21 protein-coding genes and 3 tRNA genes are annotated in these 22,389 nt (G+C 58.1%); 10 read left to right on the top strand and 14 right to left on the bottom strand.

The genetic code is table 11. The features are described 5' to 3' along the window. Positions 1-3 precede the first annotated feature (3 nt). The 3 genes from NQ014_RS06055 (at position 4) to NQ014_RS06045 (ending at position 717) form a co-directional block, all read left to right on the top strand. The gene (locus tag NQ014_RS06055; protein ID WP_049189406.1) at positions 4-336 is read left to right on the top strand and encodes a DUF3566 domain-containing protein; all 333 of its coding nucleotides are present in this window, start codon (positions 4-6) and stop codon (positions 334-336) included. 203 nt (positions 337-539) lie between these two features. Beyond that, positions 540-613: transfer RNA gene (locus tag NQ014_RS06050), tRNA-Ile, on the top strand. Positions 614-644: 31 nt separating this feature from the next. Then, a tRNA-Ala gene (locus NQ014_RS06045) sits at positions 645-717 on the top strand. A gap of 278 nt (positions 718-995) precedes the next feature. Here the strand turns inward: NQ014_RS06045 and NQ014_RS06040 are convergent. Continuing rightward, a complete protein-coding gene (locus NQ014_RS06040; RefSeq protein WP_257074273.1) occupies positions 996-1,889 on the bottom strand; it encodes a hypothetical protein in 894 nt (297 codons plus the stop codon). 304 nt (positions 1,890-2,193) lie between these two features. Here NQ014_RS06040 and NQ014_RS06035 point away from each other — a divergent pair, with 304 nt between their 5' ends. Next, on the top strand, positions 2,194-2,730 hold the full coding sequence (locus NQ014_RS06035; protein ID WP_369707163.1) for a peptidylprolyl isomerase: 537 nt from the start codon (positions 2,194-2,196) through the stop codon (positions 2,728-2,730). Positions 2,731-3,425: 695 nt separating this feature from the next. Here the strand turns inward: NQ014_RS06035 and crgA are convergent. After that, positions 3,426-3,695 (bottom strand): cell division protein CrgA, encoded by a 270-nt coding sequence (gene crgA / locus NQ014_RS06030; protein ID WP_005511903.1) that lies wholly within the window; start codon positions 3,693-3,695, stop codon positions 3,426-3,428. A gap of 135 nt (positions 3,696-3,830) precedes the next feature. Between crgA and NQ014_RS06025 the strand changes: the two genes are divergently transcribed. Then, positions 3,831-4,502 carry an aminodeoxychorismate/anthranilate synthase component II gene (locus NQ014_RS06025; RefSeq protein WP_257074270.1) on the top strand — a complete coding sequence of 224 codons (672 nt, stop codon included), beginning with the start codon at positions 3,831-3,833 and terminating at the stop codon, positions 4,500-4,502. Positions 4,503-4,505: 3 nt separating this feature from the next. Here NQ014_RS06025 and pknB read toward each other — a convergent pair whose 3' ends face one another. The 7 genes from pknB to NQ014_RS05990 all read right to left on the bottom strand — a co-directional run bounded on the left by pknB (position 4,506) and on the right by NQ014_RS05990 (position 13,767). Beyond that, complete coding sequence (gene pknB / locus NQ014_RS06020) at positions 4,506-6,569, bottom strand: Stk1 family PASTA domain-containing Ser/Thr kinase (RefSeq protein WP_257074269.1); 2,064 nt, start codon at positions 6,567-6,569, stop codon at positions 4,506-4,508. A 53-nt stretch (positions 6,570-6,622) separates the two neighbouring features. Beyond that, positions 6,623-8,107, bottom strand: a complete 1,485-nt coding sequence (locus tag NQ014_RS06015; RefSeq protein ID WP_257074267.1) for a serine/threonine-protein kinase — start codon at positions 8,105-8,107, stop codon at positions 6,623-6,625. A gap of 2 nt (positions 8,108-8,109) precedes the next feature. Continuing rightward, positions 8,110-9,546, bottom strand: a complete 1,437-nt coding sequence (locus NQ014_RS06010) for a penicillin-binding transpeptidase domain-containing protein (protein ID WP_257074265.1) — start codon at positions 9,544-9,546, stop codon at positions 8,110-8,112. Beyond that, positions 9,547-10,908, bottom strand: a complete 1,362-nt coding sequence (locus NQ014_RS06005) for an FtsW/RodA/SpoVE family cell cycle protein (RefSeq protein WP_256886812.1) — start codon at positions 10,906-10,908, stop codon at positions 9,547-9,549. Next, positions 10,905-12,260, bottom strand: coding sequence for a PP2C family serine/threonine-protein phosphatase (locus NQ014_RS06000; RefSeq protein ID WP_257074264.1), 1,356 nt, complete (start codon positions 12,258-12,260; stop codon positions 10,905-10,907). The genes NQ014_RS06005 and NQ014_RS06000 overlap by 4 nt, the downstream gene beginning before the upstream one ends. Beyond that, a complete protein-coding gene (locus NQ014_RS05995) occupies positions 12,257-12,718 on the bottom strand; it encodes an FHA domain-containing protein (protein ID WP_016421758.1) in 462 nt (153 codons plus the stop codon). The genes NQ014_RS06000 and NQ014_RS05995 overlap by 4 nt, the downstream gene beginning before the upstream one ends. Before the next feature lie 149 nt (positions 12,719-12,867). Continuing rightward, positions 12,868-13,767: a DUF3662 and FHA domain-containing protein gene (locus NQ014_RS05990; protein WP_257074263.1), complete on the bottom strand. Its 900-nt coding sequence runs from the start codon at positions 13,765-13,767 to the stop codon at positions 12,868-12,870. Positions 13,768-14,032: 265 nt separating this feature from the next. On the opposite strand from NQ014_RS05990, the gene NQ014_RS05985 reads away from it, so the two are divergent. Beyond that, positions 14,033-14,116: transfer RNA gene (locus NQ014_RS05985), tRNA-Leu, on the top strand. 393 nt (positions 14,117-14,509) lie between these two features. Here the strand turns inward: NQ014_RS05985 and NQ014_RS05980 are convergent. Then, positions 14,510-16,312 carry a cation-translocating P-type ATPase gene (locus tag NQ014_RS05980; RefSeq protein WP_257074262.1) on the bottom strand — a complete coding sequence of 601 codons (1,803 nt, stop codon included), beginning with the start codon at positions 16,310-16,312 and terminating at the stop codon, positions 14,510-14,512. A 42-nt stretch (positions 16,313-16,354) separates the two neighbouring features. Beyond that, a complete protein-coding gene (locus NQ014_RS05975) occupies positions 16,355-16,573 on the bottom strand; it encodes a heavy-metal-associated domain-containing protein (RefSeq protein WP_049189850.1) in 219 nt (72 codons plus the stop codon). Between the two features lie 121 nt (positions 16,574-16,694). Here NQ014_RS05975 and NQ014_RS05970 point away from each other — a divergent pair, with 121 nt between their 5' ends. The 3 genes from NQ014_RS05970 to NQ014_RS05960 all read left to right on the top strand — a co-directional run bounded on the left by NQ014_RS05970 (position 16,695) and on the right by NQ014_RS05960 (position 18,789). Further along, positions 16,695-17,417: a Crp/Fnr family transcriptional regulator gene (locus NQ014_RS05970; protein ID WP_257074260.1), complete on the top strand. Its 723-nt coding sequence runs from the start codon at positions 16,695-16,697 to the stop codon at positions 17,415-17,417. Between the two features lie 187 nt (positions 17,418-17,604). Further along, complete coding sequence (locus tag NQ014_RS05965; protein WP_257074259.1) at positions 17,605-17,895, top strand: hypothetical protein; 291 nt, start codon at positions 17,605-17,607, stop codon at positions 17,893-17,895. A 78-nt stretch (positions 17,896-17,973) separates the two neighbouring features. Beyond that, the gene (locus tag NQ014_RS05960; RefSeq protein ID WP_257074258.1) at positions 17,974-18,789 is read left to right on the top strand and encodes a hypothetical protein; all 816 of its coding nucleotides are present in this window, start codon (positions 17,974-17,976) and stop codon (positions 18,787-18,789) included. Positions 18,790-18,827: 38 nt separating this feature from the next. Here NQ014_RS05960 and NQ014_RS05955 read toward each other — a convergent pair whose 3' ends face one another. Then, positions 18,828-19,244, bottom strand: a complete 417-nt coding sequence (locus NQ014_RS05955) for an iron chaperone (RefSeq protein WP_257074255.1) — start codon at positions 19,242-19,244, stop codon at positions 18,828-18,830. A gap of 59 nt (positions 19,245-19,303) precedes the next feature. Between NQ014_RS05955 and NQ014_RS05950 the strand changes: the two genes are divergently transcribed. Beyond that, the gene (locus NQ014_RS05950) at positions 19,304-20,686 is read left to right on the top strand and encodes a DHA2 family efflux MFS transporter permease subunit (protein ID WP_257074253.1); all 1,383 of its coding nucleotides are present in this window, start codon (positions 19,304-19,306) and stop codon (positions 20,684-20,686) included. Here NQ014_RS05950 and NQ014_RS05945 read toward each other — a convergent pair. Together NQ014_RS05945 and NQ014_RS05940 are read right to left on the bottom strand one after the other, a co-directional pair. Continuing rightward, the gene (locus NQ014_RS05945) at positions 20,670-21,362 is read right to left on the bottom strand and encodes an AAA family ATPase (RefSeq protein ID WP_257074252.1); all 693 of its coding nucleotides are present in this window, start codon (positions 21,360-21,362) and stop codon (positions 20,670-20,672) included. The genes NQ014_RS05950 and NQ014_RS05945 overlap by 17 nt on opposite strands. After that, positions 21,359-22,372, bottom strand: coding sequence for an App1 family protein (locus NQ014_RS05940; protein ID WP_257074251.1), 1,014 nt, complete (start codon positions 22,370-22,372; stop codon positions 21,359-21,361). Before NQ014_RS05940 ends, NQ014_RS05945 begins: the two co-directional genes overlap by 4 nt. Positions 22,373-22,389: the final 17 nt, after the last annotated feature.

The following is a 22,389-nucleotide window of genomic DNA, read 5'->3' as shown; positions in this document are numbered from 1 at the left end:
CGCATGGCCGAAACTAACTTGGTAGTCGACAAGGTGAGCCCCTGGTCCGCCATGCGCATTACGGCGGCCACCGGTTTCATTGGCTTCCTCGTCTGGCTTGCCGCGGTTGGCCTGCTCTACCTCTTGCTCTCCGGGATGGGGTTGCTCGCGCCAATCAGTGAAATGGTCGGCGGGGAGGATTCCATCAGCGCGGGTCTCGTCCTTGGCCTGGCGGCCGCTGTGGGAGCGCTGTGGTGGGTGCTGTCGATTGGGCTCATGGCCCTCGGCGCGGTCATCTACAACGCTTGCGGCGGTCTCGTCGGAGGTCTCAAGATTTCGCTTGCCGACGACGACTAGGCTGCCTAGCCTCCCGCTGGCCCCGGTGTCACCCCCGTTCGGTGGCCCCGGGGCCGCGTTGGTTCAGAGGTGTTTTCAGTGATCTGGTTATGGAGTAGCCGTAATGACTACTTAATGACTGCTTTTTAACTCAATATTTAGGCCGCTGACCAGGCGATTTGTGAAGTGTCATGGTTACGGGTTAAGTTATATCTCGTTCCACGGGGCCTATAGCTCAGGCGGTTAGAGCACTTCGCTGATAACGAAGGGGTCGGAGGTTCAAGTCCTCCTAGGCCCACTGCCGAACAAGGTATAATTGCTCGGTGTACGGGGCTTTAGCTCAATTGGTAGAGCACCTGCTTTGCAAGCAGGAGGTCAGGGGTTCGATTCCCCTAAGCTCCACAAGGAACAAAATCCCCCGGTCGTAAGGCCGGGGGATTTTTGCGTTTTGAGGATGTAGAAGGGGAGGGGGCAAGAACGCCGAGTTACTGACTGCGTTTATGTCAGAAATGGCGTGAAAAATGGCTTGAAAGTGTCATAAACTTGCACAGTTTCACATTTGCAGCCCGTCTTTCTGAAGTTGTCAGGTTTGCTGCTTAACCAAAAACGCCCGACCGTCTGCGCATCAACTGCACAGAACGATCGGGCGTGAAAAGGCTCTTGGCTATCTAGCCGCCTATTTACTTCTTGCGAGCCTGACCCGGCTTCGGAGCCGGCTTGGACGGCTTGGAAGAGATTTTCTTAGCGTCGTCAGCGTTCTTCTTCTCGGTCTTGACCTCGTCGACCTTGATCTGTGCCTGCTTGGACGCCTCTGCGGCCTTGTCCTCAGTGGTCTCCTTGGCCTCAGCAGCCTTGTCCTTGGCCTCGTCGGCCTTGTCAGCTGCCTTGCCCTTTACCTCTTGAGCCTTTTCCTTAGCCTCAGAAGCCTTCTCTTCAACGGTCTCCTTGACCTCTGCGGCCTTCTCTTCGACCTTGTGCTTAACTTCCTGGGCCTTCTGCTGGTACGGAGCAGGGTCAACCGGGAGCTTGTCATCCTTGCGCAGCTTCCAAACAATGACACCGACGATTGCTGCAACAACAGCGAAGACCAGGGAAGCGGTTGCGATGCGGCCGTTCTTGGCGCGCTGCTCTTCCTTACCGGTTACCTTGTCGAGGGCCTTCTGGGTACGCACCTCGAGATCCTTGCGAGCCTTCTTGGCCTTCTTTTCAGCCTTCTTAGCCTCGCAGCGAGCCTTGCAACGGGTCTTCTTGCCCTTGCGCTTAGCGTCCTTCTCGGCCTGCTTCGCAGCCTTCTTAGCCTGCTTCTTGGTCTCCTTGGACTTGTTCTCAACCTTGCCGGACAGTTCTTCGGCCTGCTCAGCGAGCTGATCGCGGGCGTCGGAAACCTTTTCCTTAACGTCTTCCGCCCAATTGGTTGCTGCGTCCTTTGCTGCCTCGTTCTGTGCAGCTGCCACCTTCTTAGCCTCCTGCATCGTGTCGTAGAGCTCTGCAGCCTTCTTGTCCCGGTAATCCGAGTAGCTGTCGTAAGCGGACTTCAGTCCCTTGACAGCCAGCGAGATTGCGTTGGGGTTCATGACTCTCCTTTATTAGTGCGTCGCCAACAGGCATCGCCTTTAATTCTCAATCAATGATTAATACTGCTGCGGCGCCAGTGCCTCTGAGACCAAGATGCTTCTAAGTCCAAGAGCTAGGGCCCAGTTAGGCCTAGCGCCGAAATATTTGCAGCAGGCTCACATTCCAGCTTAGGCACTATTTGGCCTCCATGGGGGTCAACGACGAACTCTTTCCTTATCTTGGGAAAACATTTTCGCTGGTTTGTGCCACGGAGAAATCAACTAGTAGGAGCAATTGGCCACCAAGGTCGGTATCCTAAGGAACGTGACTATTAAGACTGCTACTGCAACTGTGCACACCAACCATGGCGATATCGTGATTGACCTGTTCGGCAACCACGCGCCGAACACCGTCGACAACTTCATCGGCCTGGCAGAAGGCACGAAGGAGTACAAGGGTCAGAACGCCTCTGGCACCGAGTCCGGCCCGTTCTACGATGAGGCCATCTTCCACCGCATCATCGCCGGATTCATGATTCAGGGTGGTGACCCGCTGGGCACCGGCACCGGCGGCCCGGGCTACATGTTCGACGATGAGATTCACCCGGAGCTCCAGTTCGATCGTCCGTACCTGCTCGCTATGGCAAACGCCGGCAAGCGCGGCGGCCGCGGCACCAACGGTTCCCAGTTCTTCATCACCGTGGTTCCGACCCCGCACCTCAATGGCGCTCACACCATCTTCGGTGAGGTCGCTGATGACGCCTCGAAGAAGGTTGTCGACGAGATCGCTCGTGTGGCTACCGACCACTGGGATCGCCCGCTGGAGCCGGTCGTGATTACCTCCATCGACATCGAGAAGTAATCCGCTAGCTTCTACGCTCTTTAACCCGTCCGGTTGTTCCGGGCGGGTTTTTTCATGCCATTTTCGCTTTACGACGGCCCGTAACTTCAATGTTGTGTTTAGGGGTAGTGGGGGTAGTAGCACATCGTGTTGATTCTCCACATCTCCACAGCCCTGTGGACAAAATACTCCACTGTTCACCTAGGTGAACACGGGCCAAGAAGCACGTTACGGGTCCCAATTTTCACAAATTACAACAATTCACAGTTGTCCACAGACTTGTGCACATGTGTGGATAATTCCATTCTTGTAATTTACGAACCAGCGTTCGAAAGTGGTCGAATCCCGCAGAATATTGGAGTTACACACAAGTTGACTTGCAACTATGTTACTTGTTCACAGAGTTATCCACAGGCTGTGGATGCTGTGGACACATGGGATTGACTGAAAGTTGTCATGCTTTACGGTTTCTGTCACGTAACCCGTGAGAAATTTGGGACGAAATCTCTCCACAGTTATCCACAAATTACATGATTGTTACACAGGTTTCTGTGGATAACTTTTTTGCGCGATCAGTAGGAGGGAAATCCTCATTCGTCGAAAAACATGTGGGAAACGGGTGTATTGACAGGGGTGAATTGACCTGGGTTTTTAGGCATGAAAAAGGCGCATCCACTTTTGGATGCGCCTGAGGGGGTGCGGTGTATTAGAGCTGACTAACGCCAACCCATAGTCATCAGCAGACCAACAATGAAAAGACCAAAGCCGATGACGTAGTTCCATGCGTTCAAAGTCACCATGAACGGAATATGCGGACCCGCGATGTAGTTGACCAGCAGCCAGCCCAAACCAATCAGCATGAATCCGAACATCAGCACCTTGTACCACACCGGCGTCTGAGTGCTGTTAATCTTGACCGGGGTACGGCTGACGGAGGAGCCACCGGATTGTGGTGAATTAGTGCTTTCAATCTTTGCCTTAGGCATAGCGCTTTAAACTCCTTAGGTTGTGGTCAGCAGGTTGCGATCAGCGCGGTATCTACACTCCCGCGGTATATGCATAATTGTAAACTTTGCATCCGAACTTACCAGTGAAGTTCGCAGGCAGTAGAATTCCCAGTTATGCAGATTCTCGTCGTCGATAACTATGACAGCTTCGTATTCAATCTGGTCCAGTACATAGGCCAGCTCGGCGAAACGGTTACTGTCTGGCGCAATGATGATGCGCGTCTCCGCGATGTTGACGACGTCGTAAAGCAATTTGATGCAATCCTACTGTCGCCCGGTCCCGGTGAGCCGTCCAATGCGGGGTGGACAGAGGACATTATTCGCGCGGTGAGCAGGCAGGACGAGCCGACACCGGTGTTGGGTGTGTGCTTGGGTCACCAGGCGATTGGTGAGGTCTTTGGTGCGCAGGTCGTGCGTGCCGACGAGCTGTTGCACGGCAAGACCTCCCCGGTCACTCATGACGGCACGGGTGTTCTGGCTGATGTGCCCAGTCCTTTTATTGCCACGCGCTACCACTCGTTGACGGTGGATCCGGAGACGTTGCCGGAGGAGCTCATTGCCACGGCATTCACCGATTCGGGCATGCTGATGGCGATGCGCCACCGCGACCTGCCGATTCACGGCGTGCAGTACCACCCGGAGTCGGTACTCACCCAGTACGGGCACCGCATGCTGGTCAATTGGCTGCGGCTGGCCGGCGGTGAGTACACCGAGGAACTCCTGGCGGAGTTGGAAGAGCAGCAGGCCGTGTACCAGCGCGCCTTCTCAGACGTGCTGGCACACTAGCCGCTAGTTAGGCAGCAGATCCGGCAGCCTTATGGGAGGTTCCGGAGCAGGCCGTTCCTCTGAAGAGCTCTCCGGGGCAACCCCCAGCCGGTAGACGCGCAGGGTGACCTCGCCGTCCTTGTTGAGCTTGGAGCCGGCTGACGGGTCGGCCTTCTCCACGTGGTCGACCTTGGACAGATCCAGCGTGGTGACTTCCTCGGTGCGGATAGTTCCCTCGAAGCCGGCATCGGTGAGTGCCTTCTCCGCATCGCTGAGAGTCTGGCCCTCAACTCGTGGCATCTTAATTTGGTTGCCGCGCGAAACGTGCAGTTCGACAGTCGTTCCGACGGTGAGCTCCGTGCCCTTCTGGGGAACCTCAACAACGGTTCCCTGCTCCTCAGTGGAGTCAACCTCCACCACCTCGACAACGAAACCAGCGGATTCGAGGGTCGTGCGGGCGGAATCCAACCTCTGACCAGTGACATCCGGAACAGTCTTGGTCTCGATACCGGAGGAGACAGTCAAAGTTACGCGGGTTCCCTTCGACACCTGAGAACCGGCAGCTGGAGACTGCTCGATGACATTGCCGCGCGGAACGTCCTCACTCGGTTCCTCTTGCAGCTTCGGATTGACGACAAGCCCCGCCTCCTCGAGCAGGCGGCGAGCTTCCTCTGCCTGTTTGTCGCGCACATCCGGCACATTGGTCAACTCTGGGCCCGAAGATACGCGCAGCTTGATACGAGATCCCTGCGGCAACCCCGATCCGACACCCGGTTCGGTGGCAATCACCGTGTCTCGGGGCACATCTGGGTTCGGCTCGTCGACGCGGTTGACCACGAAACCAGCCTGCTCGAGAACCTGCGTTGCCTCATTGACATTTAGGCCCTCGACCTGCGGAATGGCAACGGTCTCGACCTCGGTGGACGAGTTGAAGAGCTGGTAGGCACCGTAGCCGACACCGCCGAGAGCAACCAGCGCAGCAGCCGCCAGTGCGACAGTCTTTCCTGCGCCACCCTTCTTTTTCTCAGGCTCGTCAGTGTGAGCGATCTGAGCAGGGGCTTCCGGCTGGGCAGCCGCTTCTTTCGGTTCCGGAGCCGGAGCCGGAGCAGGGACAGCGGCCGGAGTTGCCTGCTGCGCAGGGGTCACCCGGGTCTCAGCATCCGACGGAGTTGCCGGAAGGAATTCGGTGGTCTTCGCGTCGTCGTCATGCGCGCCGTGGTGCGCCAGCGCCAACGGATCCTCGCCGCGTGCAAGACGACGCAAATCCTGGGCGAAGTCCTCTGCGGAGTCGTAGCGCTCCATCGGGTCCTTGGCCATCGCGGTCAGCAGCACCGCGTCGAGGGCCTGAGCCGTGTTTGGGTCGGTGTTGAGCTTCCCCGAAGGTCGCGGCGGCTGGTCCTGAACGTGCTGGTAAGCGACAGAAAGAGGGGTTTCACCGGTGAATGGCGGGGCGCCCGTGACGGCCTCGAAAAGTACGCAGCCGACAGCGTAAATATCGGAACGGGCATCGGCGGTCTTACCGCGCGCCTGCTCCGGCGAGAGGTATTGCGCGGTACCCAGCACCGCCGCAGTCTGCGTCATCGTGGTGGAATCACCGAGCGCGCGAGCGATGCCGAAGTCCATCACCTTCACCTTGCCGGTGTTGGTCAGCATGATGTTCGCTGGCTTGATGTCACGGTGAATAATGCCCGCATGGTGCGATGCCGTCAGCGCATCACACACCGATGCCATGATCGACGCGGCTTTCTTCGGGTCGAGCCGCCCCTCACGACGAACAAGATCACGCAGGGTCTCGCCCTGAATCAGCTCCATGACAATGAAAGGCACGCGCCCCATCGGGCTATCCGTCTCGCCGGTGTCGTACACCGACACGATCGACGGGTGATTCAGCAGCGCTGAATTTTTCGCTTCACGACGAAACCTTGCGAGGAAGTTCTCATCCCTGGCAAGGTCGGCCCTCATCATCTTGACCGCGACAGAGCGACCGAGAGCAGTATCTTCAGCGCGGTAGACATCAGACATGCCGCCAACGCCAATGAGCTCGCCGAGCCGATAACGGCCGGAGAGGAGATCGTCATTGCCAGACATTGTTCGTCAGTCCCTTCGGAAGGATTTCCACCAAAACATCTTGTACCTGAATATTACTGTGCATCTGGAGTCCCCAAGGTATTACCGGAGTCATTTCCCAAGGGCAATTGAATACCGGGTAGACCACCGCCACTGGAGTCGTCGCCACTGTTGTCGCCACTGTCGTTGCCCGAATCCTGAGTCGGTTCGGACGTATCCGGAGCGGTCTCGCTGGTGTCCTGCTCAGTGGAGCTGTCAGAGGCACCGTCATTGTTGCCGCCGTAGTTTTCCCCGGAGTTGCCGCCGTCGTTATTTCCCCAGTTACCGGAATTGTCTCCCGACCAACCGTAACCAGAACCGTCGTTGGGGTCGGTGTTTTCCTCTGTGGTTTGCTGCTGTGACTGGTTCGGAATGTACTGCTCCAAGTTCGGAATGGTTGGCAGTGAACCGGTAGTCGACAGCGAATAGACGACTGCGATAGCACCGGCCAGCAACACTAGCAGCACCAACAGCACAATGCTGCCGCAGCCACAACCGCAGCCACTGCGCTTCTTTGCTGGCTTACGCTGTCGGGCGGGTTGCTGCGGTGGCCGCTGCGGTTGCTGCTGTGGCTGCGACACCGGCATGGGCGGTCGCGTCATGGCACCGAGTTCGGTGGTCGCCGGGTTGGCAGCGTTGGATTGACGGTGCACCGTTGGGGTCACACCACGCGGCTGCGGTGGGCGGTGCCCCGCGCGCACTCGCAAAACAGCCTGTGCCAGCTCACGGCCATCGGCATAGCGACGCTGCGGATCCTTGCGCAGCATGATGCCGATAAGTTCGCGGATATGCGGATTGACCGTCGGTGCCAACGCAGGCGGTGCCTCGTTGATGTGTGCCACGGCAACCGCGACGGTGGAGTCGCCCTGGAAGGGGCGGGCGCCGGCTACCATTTCGTAGGCGACACAGCCAAGCGAGTAGATGTCAGTCGCCGGGCTCACCTGTTTGCCCTGCGCCTGCTCCGGTGAGACATACTGCGCGGTGCCGACGACCATGCCGGTACGCGTCAGAGGCACCGCTTCAGCGGCTTTGGCAATGCCAAAGTCGGTAATCTTCACGGTGCCCTCCGGCGTCACCAGCAGGTTGCCCGGCTTGATATCGCGGTGGACGAGGTTCGCAGCGTGAATTGCCGACAGGCCGTGCGCAGTCTGCTCCAGTACATCGAGCATCAGGTGCTCCGGCAGGGTGCGACGTCGCTGCAGCACCTGCGACAGGGATTCACCGCGGATGTACTCCATGACGATGTAACACGCGCCGTGGCTGCCGATATCGCCTTCCTCGTAGGTGACAATCTTCACCACGTTTGGGCTGTTGACGCTGCGCGCAGCGGCGGCTTCGTTCTGGAAGCGCTGCCGGAACTCGTAGTTGTCCGAGTACTCCTGGTTCAGAAGTTTGATTGCAACCAGTTCGCCGCTGGTGGCGTCGTCGGCAAGCCAGACGGTGGACATGCCGCCACGGCCGAGCAGACGGCGAACGTGATATCGATCGCCAACGATGTCTTGAACTTGGTGGGCATCCATGCTTATCGACCCGCCTGTTCGACCGCGTTAATGAGCGCACGGCCAATCGGGGCAGCAACGGAGGCGCCGGTAGCGCCCTGGCCCTGGCCGCCACCGTTTTCCACGACGACAGCCACGGCGACATCGGAGTCCGGCGCGAAGGCGATGTACCAAACGTGCGGTGCGTACTCGCCGCGGACAGCACCGTGTTCGGCGGTACCGGTTTTGGAGGCAATACGCGAACCGTTACCGCCCGAGTGTGACTCGGAGCCGCGCATCAGCTCAGTTACGGTCTCCGCGACCTCCGGCGAAATCGCCTCGCCGGCTTCAATCGGCTTGAAGGACTTGATTTCGGAGAGGTCGGCACCGCGCACCGATTTGATGATTTGGGGTTCCATGCGCACGCCGCCGTTGGCAATCGTGGCGGCGATGATGGCGTTGTCCAGCGGCGTGAAGGACACGTCGCGCTGACCAATGGAGGTCTGCCCCAGCGAGGACTGATCCGGAATATCACCGACGGTGGAGGGCTGAATCGGCAGGCCCGCGTCATCGTGGGTCTCACCGATGCCGAATCGCTTAGCGACGTCCTTGAGCGCATCGGCCCCGTACTGCATACCGAGCTCCGCGAATGCCGTATTACAGGACTGCGCGAAGGCCTGGCGGAGAGTCGTAGTAGCCCCACCACAGGTCGAGCCACCGTAGTTCTCCAACGTGGTGGTGGTATCCGGCAGCGTAATCTGCGGTGCGCCAGTGACCGAGGTGTCCGGGGAGGCGCCTTGCTCCAGTGCCGTGACCGTGGTCAACACCTTGAAAGTGGAACCCGGCGGCAGCGGACGCTGAGTGGCGTGGTTGAGCAGCGGTGCGCCCTCATTGTTATTGAGGGACTGCCAGGTACTCTCGTCGCCGGCCGCGATGTCATTCGGGTTGAACGACGGTGTGGAGGCCATCGCGAGAATTTCACCCGTCGATGGGCGAATGGCGACGGCGGAGCCGACGTAGCCGCGTTCAGCGAGTTGTTGGTACGCAGTCCGCTGAGCGTTCGGCAACAGCGTCAGCTCCGTGGAGGCCCCGGAGGGTTCCTTGCCCGTGACCATGTCGAGGGCGCGGGAGGTAAACAGCGAAGGGTCGCTGCCGTTCAAGATCTCGTTCTGAGAGCGTTCGATACCGGCCGAGCCGTAGATGTCCGACAAGTATCCGACCACCGCGGCATATGCCTCCGGGTCGGTGTCGTAGCTGCGGTCATAGAAGCCGCTCTCGCCCTTGACCGAGTGGGCCAGAATGTCGCCGTCAGTGGTGATTTGGCCGCGAGGTTTGGACTTTTCCTCCAGGAACTGACGGCTATTCAGCGGATTGTGGGCGTACTTATCCTGCTGGAAGCCCTGGATGTAGGTCAGGTTCGCCAGTAGAAGAACGAAGAGTCCGAGAACGACAACAAAGATTTGGCGAATGGTTTTATTCATCTACTGGTTCACCTCCTGAGATGCGTTGGCATTGTCGTTGAGGCCCGAAGGGGTGCTTGGAATGCCCCAGGGGCGGTTGGCCTCGTCAGAGACGCGCAGCACGATGGCCAACATGATGTAGCTGGCCAGCAGTGAGGAACCACCGGCTGACATGAACGGCGTAGTCAGACCGGTCAGCGGCATCAGCTTGGAAACACCGGCTGCAACCACGAACAGCTGAATGGCCATCGAGAATGCGACACCGGCCGCCAGCAGCTTGCCAAAGGAATCACGTACTGCCAAGCTCGCCGAAATACCGCGGGAAATCAGAATCGCGAACAGCAGGATGATGGCACTCAGGCCGGTAAAACCGAGCTCCTCACCAAAGGCCGAGAGGATGAAGTCAGAGTGTGCCACCGGAATGTTTTGTGGGTAGCCCTGGCCCAGACCGGTGCCACCGATGCCACCCCAGCTCATGCCAAATAGGCCCTGGGAGAGCTGGTAGCCACCCTCGTCGTAGGAACCCAACGGATCCAGGAAGTGAGTGACTCGTGCCTGAATCTTGTCCGAAACCATGTAGACACCGACAACGCCGACGGTCACCAGCACCATGCCGATGATCAGCCAGGAACCACGACCGGTGGCAGCGTAGAGCATTGCCAGCACAGTGCCGAAGAGAACCAGCGCCGGGCCAAAGTCATTCTGCAGAGCCATGATGACGGTAGCGATGCCCCAGATCAACAGAATCGGACCCAGGTCGCGAACACGCGGGAAATCAATGCCCAGGAAACGCTTGCCCGCCACATTGAACAGCGAGCGCTTATTCACTAGCAGCTGTGCGAAGAAGATCAGCAGCATGACCTTGGCAAACTCACCCGGCTGCATGGAGAACGGGCCGATGGAAATCCAGATGCGGGCATCAGCATTAATCGACGACGGCCACACCAGCGGTAGCGCCAACAGAATTAAGCCGCCGAGACCCAGCAGATACGAGTACTGCGACAGCGAGTGATGGTTGCGCAGCAGGACGATCACGCCGATAAACAGTGCGACACTGAGTACGGTCCACATGATCTGATTGCGCACCAACGAGGTGTCGTTGGCCAGGTCGAGGCGGTGAATCATCACCAGCCCCAAGGCATTGAGCGTGGCTGCAACCGGCAGCATCACCTGATCGGCGTTGGGCGCCACAAAGGTCAGCGCGATATGCGCCACTGCAAAGATCACAAAGAATCCGCCAATGATGTAAAAGACATCGGCGGTCAGAGAGTTGCCCTGAGCCAGTTCCAGCGAAATTAGTGCCAAAAGCAACAATCCTGCCGACAGCAGCAGCAGGAGCATTTCCTTCATCCGAAGCTGTCGCTTCGTGGTAGTTTCACTCATTTTCGCACCTGCCTACAGTTGACTCCTGGCTTCGAGCCCAGCTTTTCATCCTTCTTGTCGGCGGAAGTGGCATCCTTGTCATCGTCGGAAACGGACAGACATACCGGCAGTGCCGACTCCGCCAAACGCCCAATCTGGTCGCTGACACCGTCGTAGGAATCAGCCGGCAGACCTTCCAGCGAATTGCGTGCCGCCGGCGAGAGATCTTCCGGCGTCATGATGTGGCAGTCGACCTTCTCCTTCGGCGTCCCAGCCGGAGGAAGCTGAACTTTGTTGTCATCGGTCAAACAGATGAACTGATGTGGCTCTTGCAGATCGAAGCCCAGCAAACTACCGGGCACGCCGTGCATCAGCTGCACCTGCCCGTCGACCACCGCGAGATGGTACATCGACTCCTTCTTCTGCCAGCCCCAAATACCAAGGCCGACCAACCCGGCCACCAGCACCAGCACCACAGAAATAACTAGCCACTTGCCCTTGGAAGCTTTCTTCTCCGGCGCCGAAGTCACGGCAATTTCCTGCGACTTCCGCGGGCGGAGTGCCGCCGCGCGTCCCGCTGACGTATTGGGGCGGGGGAGTTCCTCCTCCGCACTCTGTAGGGCACCGGCCAGGGCGGGCTCGTAAGGCGTGCGTGCCGACGAATCGACAACATCGGCAACCACCACGGTGATGTTATCCGGACCACCGGACTTCAATGCGTAGTCAATGAGCTTGGTAGCGGCCTCGTCCGGAGTGCCCTCCGAGAGCACATCCTTGATGGTGTCCGCGGACACTGGATCGGATAGGCCATCCGAGCACAGCAAGTAGCGATCGCCCTCGTGAACATCGCGATAAGACAAAGTAGGCTCCACCGGGCGACCAGTGAGAGCCTTCAAAATCAGTGAGCGCTGAGGGTGAATTGCCGCTTCTTCTTCGGTGAGATTGCCCTCATCCACCAGCGACTGCACATAGGTGTCATCCCTGGTAATGCGGATGAGCTCCCCGTCGCGCAGCAGATAGCCACGCGAGTCACCGACATGGCACATGCCCAGGCGGGTGCCGTCGAAAAGCAGAGCAGTCAGCGTAGTGCCCATGCCTTGCGTAGAGGGGTTCTGCTCAATTTCATCAGCAATGGAGTTATTGCCCTCCATGCAGGCGCTGCGCAGAGACTCGAGCAAATCGGGGCCGGGCTGATCATTGTCCAGCCGAGAGACGGCCGCAATCATCAGCTGAGATGCGATTTCTCCGGCGGCGTGGCCACCCATGCCGTCGGCAAGCGCGAGCAGACGCGAACCCGCATAGGCGGAGTCCTCGTTGTTCTGTCGGATGAGGCCGCGGTCAGAGCGGGCCGTGTAATTCAGAGCAAGACTCATGGTTGCAACCTCAAAGTTGTACGGCCAATACGAAATTCCATACCCGAAGCCAGGCGTTCCGGCTGTTCCACGCGCTGGCCATTGAGGAATGTGCCATTGCGGGAGTCCAGATCCTCCAGGTACCAGATGCCGTCGCGGTTGATGACGCGAGCGTGCTGGCCCGAGGCGAAGTCATCGTTGAGGACGAAGGCATTCGACTCTGAACGGCCAATAGTGATGTCGCGTTGGTTGTTTAGGTTCATGCGCGAACCCGCCAGCGGCCCGGAGGTGACAAGGAGCTGATGTGGAGTCTGCGAGCGCTGGAAACGCTTGGCCGGAGCACTGCTGGCCTGCCGAAGTGGGCGCAGCGGAGCCGAGCCTGTTGTTTCTGTACGCAGGGTGCGAAGCGTCATCCAAATGAAAAACCACAGGACGACCAGCACGCCGATGCGCGAAAGCAGAAAAACGATAGCTTCCACGTCCGAGGAACCTCCTTATGTAGAGCTGGTGGGTCCGCAAACCGAACACACGGACGTAATTATTCCAGGAATGTGTCGGCAAACCTAGGGCAGTGGCATGTGAACCTGGTGAACCTCACTACTTAGCGGATCTGAATCAGCGGATTTAACTAGCGAATCTGAACTTCGAGAACAGAATGTCCCAGCGAGATTTCGTCGCCGTCGGCCAGCAGCCAGTTCTCAATGGGTTCGCCATTGACAATGGTGCCGTTGGTCGAATGCAAATCGACGAGCACAGCGTCCTGGCCATCCCACGTGATCTCGGCATGCTGGCGGGAAACACCAGTATCCGGGAGGCGGAAGTCGGAAGCGGTGCCGCGGCCGATGATGTTCGAACCATGGCGCACCTCAAATACGCGCGAGGAGCCGTCCTGCAACAGCAGGGTGACGGTCTTTTCCTGGGACTGGTCTTCACCCACGGCCGCGCTGCTCAGCTCAGTTGCAGCCTCTGGGTCGACCGTGGGGATGGGGCGGGAAGCGGTGGGGAACTGCTCAGCTTCCGGCTGCGGGTGGTAGGCGGCAGAGGTCTCTGCAGCTTGGGGTTCATCATCGCTTTGCGACGGGGCTGCGTCAGTGTTGGCATCATCTGCACTGTCGTCGAATGGGACGAACTCCGAGGTGCCCACGGTGTCCTCGGTGAAAGTGCTGGCCGTCTTCAACTGGCCGGTGTGGAGAGACTCCACTGCCTGCAGGTGGACGCTAATGGAACCGGTGAAGCCCCAGCCGTTGTTACGGCAGTAGCGTGTCATGCGGTCAGCCAACTGATTCGGCAGGTTGGGCTCGGACGCAGAGAGGTTCTTGTAGTCGGCAGCGCTGATGCCAATGCGGAAATCATTGGGTGCCAAGTACTGACCGTTGGCGTCCTGCATCAGGAAGTCTTCAATTTCCTGCTTCAGGCATTCTTCTAACTCATTCGGGACAACCTTGCCGCCGAACACGCGCGCAAAGCTGTTATCGAGCCCGCGCTGAAGCGAGCTATCGAGCTTGCGGATGCGTCCTAGGAAATCCATCTGACTAAAGAAATTCGCCTTCTCCCGCCAAACCGCGGCGGGTTACGTGAAAAAAATGTGCACAAAAATTATCGATACTTAAGAAACAGTATAGAGCCCTACACCTTCAGTTAAGGGCTAGGAACTGCTGAGGTTTATCAAATAGTGACGACGGTTGTGGAGGAAGTTGCTATTGCTAAGTGCTGAAAAGTGGTGAAAAACGTGCGCTGGCCTGGGGATTTGGTGGTGTATTAGCGCGGGGTGTTATAGTTCTATTCGTTCCCACGGGCGAGTGGCGGAATGGCAGACGCGCTGGCTTCAGGTGCCAGTGTCCTTTACGGACGTGGGGGTTCAAGTCCCCCTTCGCCCACAGCGAAGATCCTCGGAAGTGTAAAAGCTTCCGAGGATTTTTTGTTTGCGGTGGCGGTTGGAGTGGGGCTTGGGTTGAAGCAGAGGCAGATTGTTGGCTTGTCCTTTAACCCTCCTTTAACCCTGTCCGGCACTTATGGCCAGGTTTCGGGGACTTGTCGATGGATTCTCCTGACTTATCGATGTTTTTTCGGCACTTATGCCCACGCTGTGGGCCAGGCTCTCTCACTTGTCGATGCGCTATTCACTTGTGGACACGCTGTAGCGCATCGATAGGTGAATAGCGTGGCCATAAGTCGTCGGATGCGTGGGCAGAGCGCTGGAACGGCGCGGCTCCGTTAACCCCGTTGGCTCCATTGGCTGCGTAACCCGCCCAAACGCGACCTAACGCAACCTAAGCCCGCAGCAGGCGCATGGCGTTGACAATCACCAGCAGCACCGAGGCTTCGTGGACCAGCATGCCGATCGCCATGGTGACATCACCGGCGAAGATGCCCGACATCAGGGCGACCACTGTCAGCAGTGAGACCACAATGTTCTGGCGCATGATGCGCACGGTTTTCTTGGCCAGGCGAATGGCCTGGGGCAGTGCGAGCATGTCATCACGCATCAGCGCAATGTCGGCCGTTTCAATGGCCACGCTCGTACCAGCCGCACCCATGGCGATACCGGTATTGGCCGTCGCCAGAGCCGGGGCATCGTTGACACCATCGCCAACCATGCCGACTGTGTAGCCCTCTGCCTGCAGCTTTTCAATCACCGTTTGCTTGTCCTCCGGCAGTAGGCCGGCGTGGACCTCATCAATGCCGACCTCGCGGGCGACAGCTTCGGCGACTCGCTGCGCGTCACCAGTGAGCATGACAACCTTCTTCATACCAGCGGCGTGGAGCTCGTCAACCATCTCCTTGGCATCTTCGCGGATTGAGTCCGCCACCGAGATGACACCGACTCCACGGCCATCGACCGTGACGAACATGGCCGTGCGGCCGAGCTGCTCCTGTTCCGCTGCGATGTCGAGCAAGTGGTCGTCGTTAAGCAATGAACGATTGCCCACGGCGACGCGCTTGCCTTCGACGGTGCCGACGATGCCGCGGCCGGTGATCGGTTCGACATCGGTGGCGGGGGTGCCATCGGCGAACTCGACGATGGGGCCGGCCAGCGGGTGTTCGGAGTAGGTCTCGATTGCCGCGGCGAGACGCAGCACTTCGTCCTTGGAGGTGCTGGGGACGGTGGCGGGGACGAGGACATCGACAAGTTGTGGCGTGCCTGAGGTCAATGTGCCGGTTTTATCCAGTGCCACGGCATCGATGCGCGCGGCGGTCTCGAGGTATTCGCCGCCCTTAATCAGCAGGCCGGAGCGGGCGCCGCGGCCGATACCGGCGACGATAGCCACCGGAATCGAGATCACCAGTGCGCCTGGGCAGCCGACGACAAGCAGCGTCAGCGCCAGCGTGACATCACGTGTAATCAGGCCAGTGACCAGTGCCAACACGATGATTGCCGGCGTGTACCAGGTACTGAAACGCTCGAGGAACGTCTGCGCCTTGGCCTTGGCATCTTGGGCATCCTCAACACGGCGAATGATCCGCGCAAGGGTTGTATCGGAGCCAATGCCTGTTGCTTCTACGTGAATCGCGCCCGAGGTCGACACCGTACCGGCGTAGACCTGGTCGCCCTCGCCCTTTTCCGCCGGGATGGATTCACCGGTGATGGACGCTTCGTTGATGGTCGCCACGCCTGTTCGCACGACACCGTCAACGGGCACCGTCGCGCCGGGCTTCACGACGACAATTTCTTCTGGCTGTACCTGCCCCGGATCCACTTCGACCTGTTGGCCGTCGCGGATAACGGTGGCGGTCTCGGGGGCGACCTCAATCAGCTCGGACAGCGCTGCCCGAGTTTTGTTCATCGTGCGGGTTTCCAGCGCGTGACCGAGGGCGAACAGGAAGGTCACTGCTGCGGCCTCCCAGTAGTTTCCTACAAAGATCGCACCGATGGCGGCGATAGAAACCAGCAGGTCGATCGAAATATTCTTGACCTTCAGAGCACGAATCGCACTGATGAGGATTGGCAGACCGGCGATGATTGCGGCAACAATCATCAACCCGTCGGAGTACATTGCACTTGCGTTAGTGGCATGTTCAAGCACGAGCGCTAGTGCAATAGTGACGCCCGAGACTGCCACACGTTTGAACATTCAATTTCCTTGTCAGGTAGTCAGTTGGTTTAGGTGGGTCAGTTAGAAGGCGGAGTAAGTGGCCTTGTAACCGGCCTTGCCAATTTCAGCGATGATGTCGTCGCGGCTTACCGAGTCCGCATGATCAACCTCAATGCGGCTGGAGGCGAACTTCACCTCGACGCTGTCGACACCGTTCATGGCACCAACCTGGTTTTCGATCTTCTTAACGCAGGACGGGCAGCTGAAACCTTCGGCGCGGAAAGTGGAGTGGGTGGTCATGGTATTTCCTTCCTGTGAGCTGGGCTTTGTCCGTGTGACTTTGCCTTTGTGACTCTTAAGGTATGAAGGATTTGCAGGAAGTAACATGACGGCCGTCAATTAACGGAAATAAAGTTGAAATATGTCGAAAAGAACTCCGCTGCGCATCGTTGAACTGCCGCATCGATGCCCGCGACCAGTGCGAATGGCGGCGCTGTCGCACGCTTCGTACTTCACTGGTCTCGGTGAGGATGTGCTCGATGACGTCGATAAGCAGATGCGGACGATGAGTTATTCGGCTGGCGAGCGCATCTATACCGCCGGTGAGCCTGCCGATGCGCTCTATGTTGTGGCGGTGGGGCGCGTGAAGCTGACGCGCAGTGGTGCCGATGGGGCGGAGTGGATCAGCGACATCGTGGTCTCCGGCGAGTTGTTCGGTGCGCTGGGGTCTCTCGGCGAGCCGTATCACCTGGAATCGGCCGAAGCGCTGGTGGACACGTGCCTGCTCACGATCGGTCCCGACGAATTCCGTTCGGTGCTGACGACGTATCCGCCCATCGCGCTGCGCGTGCTTGACGACGTCGCCGCGCGCCTAGCTCACGCGAATTCGAAGTCGGTGGAGCCTGTACCTCAGCGCGTTGCGCGGGCGTTGCTGCATCTTGCGAAAAAAGTGGGCCGCCGTGAAGGACCCCGCTTAGTGCTGGATGTGCCGCTGACCAGGGCGGATATCGCCGGTCTTGCTGATTCCACGCCGGAGTCGGTCTCGCGGGTGATGAGTAAGTGGAAGCGCGAGGGCATCATCGATTCGGGCAGAAGGTGGACGGCCATTATTGATGAGGATGCCCTGGTGGATTTAGCGATGTAGGTGGCCTCGGGTTGAAGCAAGGCAGGTTGTTGGCTTGTCCTTTAACCCTGTCCGGCACTTATGGCCAGGTTTCGGGGACTTATCGACGATTTTTCGCCACTTATGCGCACGCTGTGGGCCAGCCCTCTCACTTGTCGATGCGCTATTCACTTGTGGCCACGCTGCAGCGCATCGATAGGTGAATAGCGTGGCCACAAGTCGCCGGATGCGTCGGACATCTAGCATTGCAGCCAGCTCGCGAGAAGAGATTATGAACCTTAAAACTGATTTTGTATTGAAAGTAGAAGAAAACTTGAATAGTTTTGAGATGCGCATGGGGGCAGCCGGCCTCCGTCTCTTAGCTGGCTGTAGTGCGGTGCGCGTCCCCGTCTGGGACATTGATATGGCGGTGTTCAGTCATGAACTTGGCTCACCGCCATATTTTGATGGTCATTTGGTACCTGTTCATATCGTGAAAAAGCAACTCAAGAATGTGTAAGAAGTATTAAGAGAGAGCTTGCATGGTGAGGAATCTTCTTCCGAGGAAAACCTGCCAATTCATAGTCGGAAGGCAAACATGAAAATTGTATTTAGAGCAATGCTGGGTGCCACAATTATTTTTGAAGGAGTTCTTTTCCTTCTTATGAATGTGGTATCTGGTTTGCCGGGTTGGGTATTCCTGTTACCACTTGCCGTGGTGGTTGCGGCTTTTCTCTTACTGTTTGGAGGTATGTGGCAGGACTATCTCAGAAATGGCAGGTCATGGGCTGCTTCGCTGTCCGAGACGTCAAAGAAATTTGGCGTACCTCGAAAAATACTAGCGTTACTCGTTTCGGAAGTTGGTTCGCTGCTAGCTGCTTTCACCTTTTTTAAGCCTCAGAGAAATGTCGACAGTGAAGTCAGATCCTTCACTGTACATAGAAACCTTCGAACTGTTGTTTTTATGATACTGGCGCTGAGCGTTGCAGAAATAAGCATAGTGCATTTTGCTATTTCTAATGCATTTTGGCGATATTTATTGCTGGTAATTAGTGTTTATGCCGTAGTTCTTTTATCTGGATTTTACGTAACTGTTCGGGACCATCCCCATCTAATAACACCGCAAGGACTCGTACTGCGAAATGGGCGAAGGCTTATTTGTGAAATTCCGTGGTCACACTTACGTCATGCGAGCTCCGTAACGGCAGGTGAAGGAGGGGACGTAGCAATTGACGAGCACGGCAATCTCAGGGTGCCTGTTTTGAGTGAAGTGAACGTCAGGTTAGTAGTCGATTCGCAGGTCGTGGCAGAAGATCTTTACAAGGGACCAATGATGGTTTCCTCGATTGAGATTTACTGCGACGACAAAGACACATTCCTGCGCGATCTCGCTGAGGAAAGGAATGCTCATTAAGTGCTTGGTAGCTTCCAGGGCTGGTAATCGACCCCGACCTATCGCCAAAACTTGGTCATCCCGCGCTTGTCCTCGATGTTGAACTCAATCATCTTGGCCAGCAGGTCCAGCGGCATGGACTCGGCTTTGCCGTCCTTTGGCCAGGGGAAACGGACCATCATTTTTCCGTAGGAGAGGCCGCGGACATCGAACTCGTCGGAGAACTTCACAATGCCAGCACGCTCCGGAGCGATCGCCATGTGTTTCTTGGCGTAGGAGAAACCGATGATAAAAGTGCCATCGAGCGTGAACATCGGCTGATTCCAAGCAATGCGAACGCCGAGTTCCGGGTACTTTTCGTGAACCCATTCCAACACCTCGAGGGCAACTGCGCGCTGCGTGTCATCATCTACCCGCGAGAGGTGATCGGCGAAGAACTCGGCGATGGTTTCATCGGTCATATGCTGAACAGCCATGGTCTGGATTTTACTGTGCCATCAGCTAGCAGCCGTGCCATCAACTAACATGACTCCGAGTGGCTACAGATTTGAATACTCAGTTTGATCCCAAAAAGGCGTGGCCAGCGCTATGGACCGTGTTGCTCGGATTCTTCATGATCCTGGTCGACGCCACCATTGTCACCGTTGGTATCAACACCATCCAGCATGAACTGGGCGGTGAGCTCAACCAGGTCATGTGGGTGACCAGTGGTTATCTGCTGGCCTATGCCGTGCCGTTGCTCATTACTGGCAGGCTCGGTGACCTCTGGGGAGTCAAACACACCTATGTAGCGGGCCTGGTTATCTTCGTGTTGGCGTCGCTGGCGTGTGGATTGGCGCCGTCGTTAAGCATGTTGATAATTGCCCGCGTGGTGCAGGGACTGGGGGCCGCGCTGTTGACGCCGCAGACGATGGCGCTGATTACGCAGATGTTCCCGCCGGCGCACCGCGGCGCGGCGATGGGGCTATGGGGAGCGGCGGCCGGAATTGCCTCGCTGACTGGGCCGCTGGCCGGTGGCGTGTTGATTGAGCTGCTGAGTTGGCGCTGGATTTTCCTCATTAATGTGCCGATTGGGCTGATCGGACTCGTCTTTGCGTTCCGCTTCCTGCCGACCTTTGAGACACACCGCAACAAGATTGATTATCTCGGTGTTGTACTCAGCGCCATTGGTATGTTCCTGCTGGTCTTCGGCATCCAGGAGGGAGAGAGTGCCGGTTGGTCCGGTTGGATCTGGGCGCTGATTGCCTCTGGTGTGGTGTTTCTTGGCCTGTTCACCCTGTGGGAGAGCAAGACGACGGCCGAACCGCTGATGCCGCTGTCCCTTTTAAAGGATCGGAACTTCACCATCTCCTCACTGGCGATCGCAGTGATGGGTGCGCTGGTGGTCGCGGTTGGTTTCCCGATCATCCTCTTCGCCCAGAATGCTCGCGACCTATCGACCATCCAAGCCTCACTACTGCTCGTGCCGCAGGCGCTCATTTCCGGTGTCATGGCGCCATGGACTGGGCGAATGCTGGACCGACTGAAGTTCCGCGAGTTCGCGCTGATCGGTTTTGGGTCCTCGCTGGTGGGCATGCTCGGGTTCCACTACCTCATCCACGAGGACCTCTCCGTGCTGTGGCTGCTGCTGCCGGGCGCCGCATTCGGTGTGGCAAACGCGTTTATTTGGGGCACGCTGTCGACGGCTGCCACCCGCAACATCGACCCGTCCCTCGCCGGTGCCGCCTCCGGTGTGTACAACACCATCCGCCAGATTGGCAGTGTGCTGGGTAGCGCACTGATTGCCACCGTCATGGCGGCGGCGCTCAGCAGCAACCGTGGCGACTTCACCACCGCCATGAGTGACGCGATGTGGTTGCCGGTGGCGCTGTCGGCCGTGGGTGTCGTGGCAGCGCTGGGGCTTAAGAATCCGAAGTAAAACGCTCCACCATGTAGTCCGCGATGCCGACGGGATCGGCTAGGAAGTCCCTGGTCGCCCGTACCGCGAGGGTTTCTTCGAAGTAGGTGGTGTCGGCGTCGTCAAGCGAAATGATTGTTGCTTCCGGTGCGGCGAGCAGGATGGGGGAATGCGTTGCCATGATAATTTGTGCGCCGGCTTCCGCGAGCGCGCCGAGGCGGCCGAGGAGTTCCAGTTGGCGCAGTACCGACAGGCCGGCTTCGGGTTCGTCGAGGAAGATCAGTGATTCGGCGCTGAAGCGACGTTCGGCCAGCGCCATGATGGACTGGCCGTGGCTCATCTGGGTGAGGTCGGCCATTTCTCTGCCACCTGGTAGCAGCCCAAGCGACTCGTAATAGCGCGCGAGGTTCAGGTGCGCGTCCCCGCGAAAGAAGAACGTGTCCGGGGGATTGCGCCTGGTCAGCGCCAGTGGGACCGGGGAGGTGCGCTCTTGCGTCTTGTATCGCGAGCCGCCGTCTGTATCGACCCCCATCGCCGATGCCAACGCCTCCAGCACCGTCGACTTTCCCTTGCCGTTTTCGCCGGTCAAGATGGTAATCGGCGTGGTGAAGGTCATGGGGAAGGGCAGCGCGAGCTTTACGACGTACGCCGGGAGCTCGGCATCATCGTGAATACGGGCATGGCGGAGGTAGATCATGGTTGCGGCAGCTGGTCGATCTGTTTGAGCAGTTCAAAGCCGTCTGCGCCCTCGATGAACGGGACCTCCTTGTTCTCCAGCTTTTCAATTGGCACTGCCGTGCCGTGGGAGAGCACGTGCTCGCTGGGAGTGAGGTTGCGGATTGCGATGGCCGCGACCTTGTCCGGATGCTCCGCCGCTGCAGTGCCGTAGATGAGCGGGTCGTACTGGCCATCATCGCCGACGAGGATCCAGTTGATCTCGGAGAAATCAATAAACAGGTCCCGCAGCCGTACCTTCTTGTGTTCCTTGCCGGAGCGGAACAGGCTGGTGGGCGTTGGCCCCCAGTCGGTGAGCAGCAGCGGACCCTTCGGCAGGTTGTTGCGGTGTAGGAATCTTTTTAGTGTGCTGAAGGTGTTCCACGCTCCGGTGGAAAGGTAGATGACGGGGACGCCCGTGTCCTCGTCGATTTTGCTCGCGTAACGACGACGAAGTTGCGCATAGAACTCGCTGAAGCCAGCGACGGCCTTGCGCTCATCTGTCTCTTTGACCCAGGAGTTGTAGGCGGCGATGAGGGCGCGCGGCAGCATAGTGACCAAAACGGTGTCATCAATATCGGAGACGATGCCGTATTTGGTCTCCGGGGAGAGGATGAGGACCTCTGCGGGAGTGTCGTTGATCTTGATTTCGTGCCAGCCGGGTTCGAGGCCGTGGTTTCTGATTAGTACTTCGATATAGCCGTTGCTATCCGTGGTGGTTTCCACCGTGCGATTGCCGGCTGTGATGGTGACCGGAAAGTCTGCGAGTTCGACGGTGAGGAACTGCCAAAACCCGCGTTTTGTGTTTCGTTCTTCGTCTCGTTTTTTGGCCGGATTCTTCAGGACGACACGGCCGAATACGCGAACGCGCTCTGCATTTCCGTACCCGGTGAATCCGATGATTTCCGGTTCCCAACCAGCGTTTTTGGAACGCTTGGCGGCCAGTGCGTTGATTCTTCTCTCGGTCTTGCGGACGACATCTGCCACGGACATGCTTTCCAGGATACGGG

It is taken from the genome of Corynebacterium sp. 5QC2CO, from assembly GCF_024580435.1.
GTDB classification, from domain to species: Bacteria; Actinomycetota; Actinomycetes; order Mycobacteriales; family Mycobacteriaceae; genus Corynebacterium; species Corynebacterium jeikeium_D.
The sequence above is the reverse complement of the archived record's forward strand: the minus strand, read 5'-3'. Positions and strand labels throughout refer to the sequence as shown.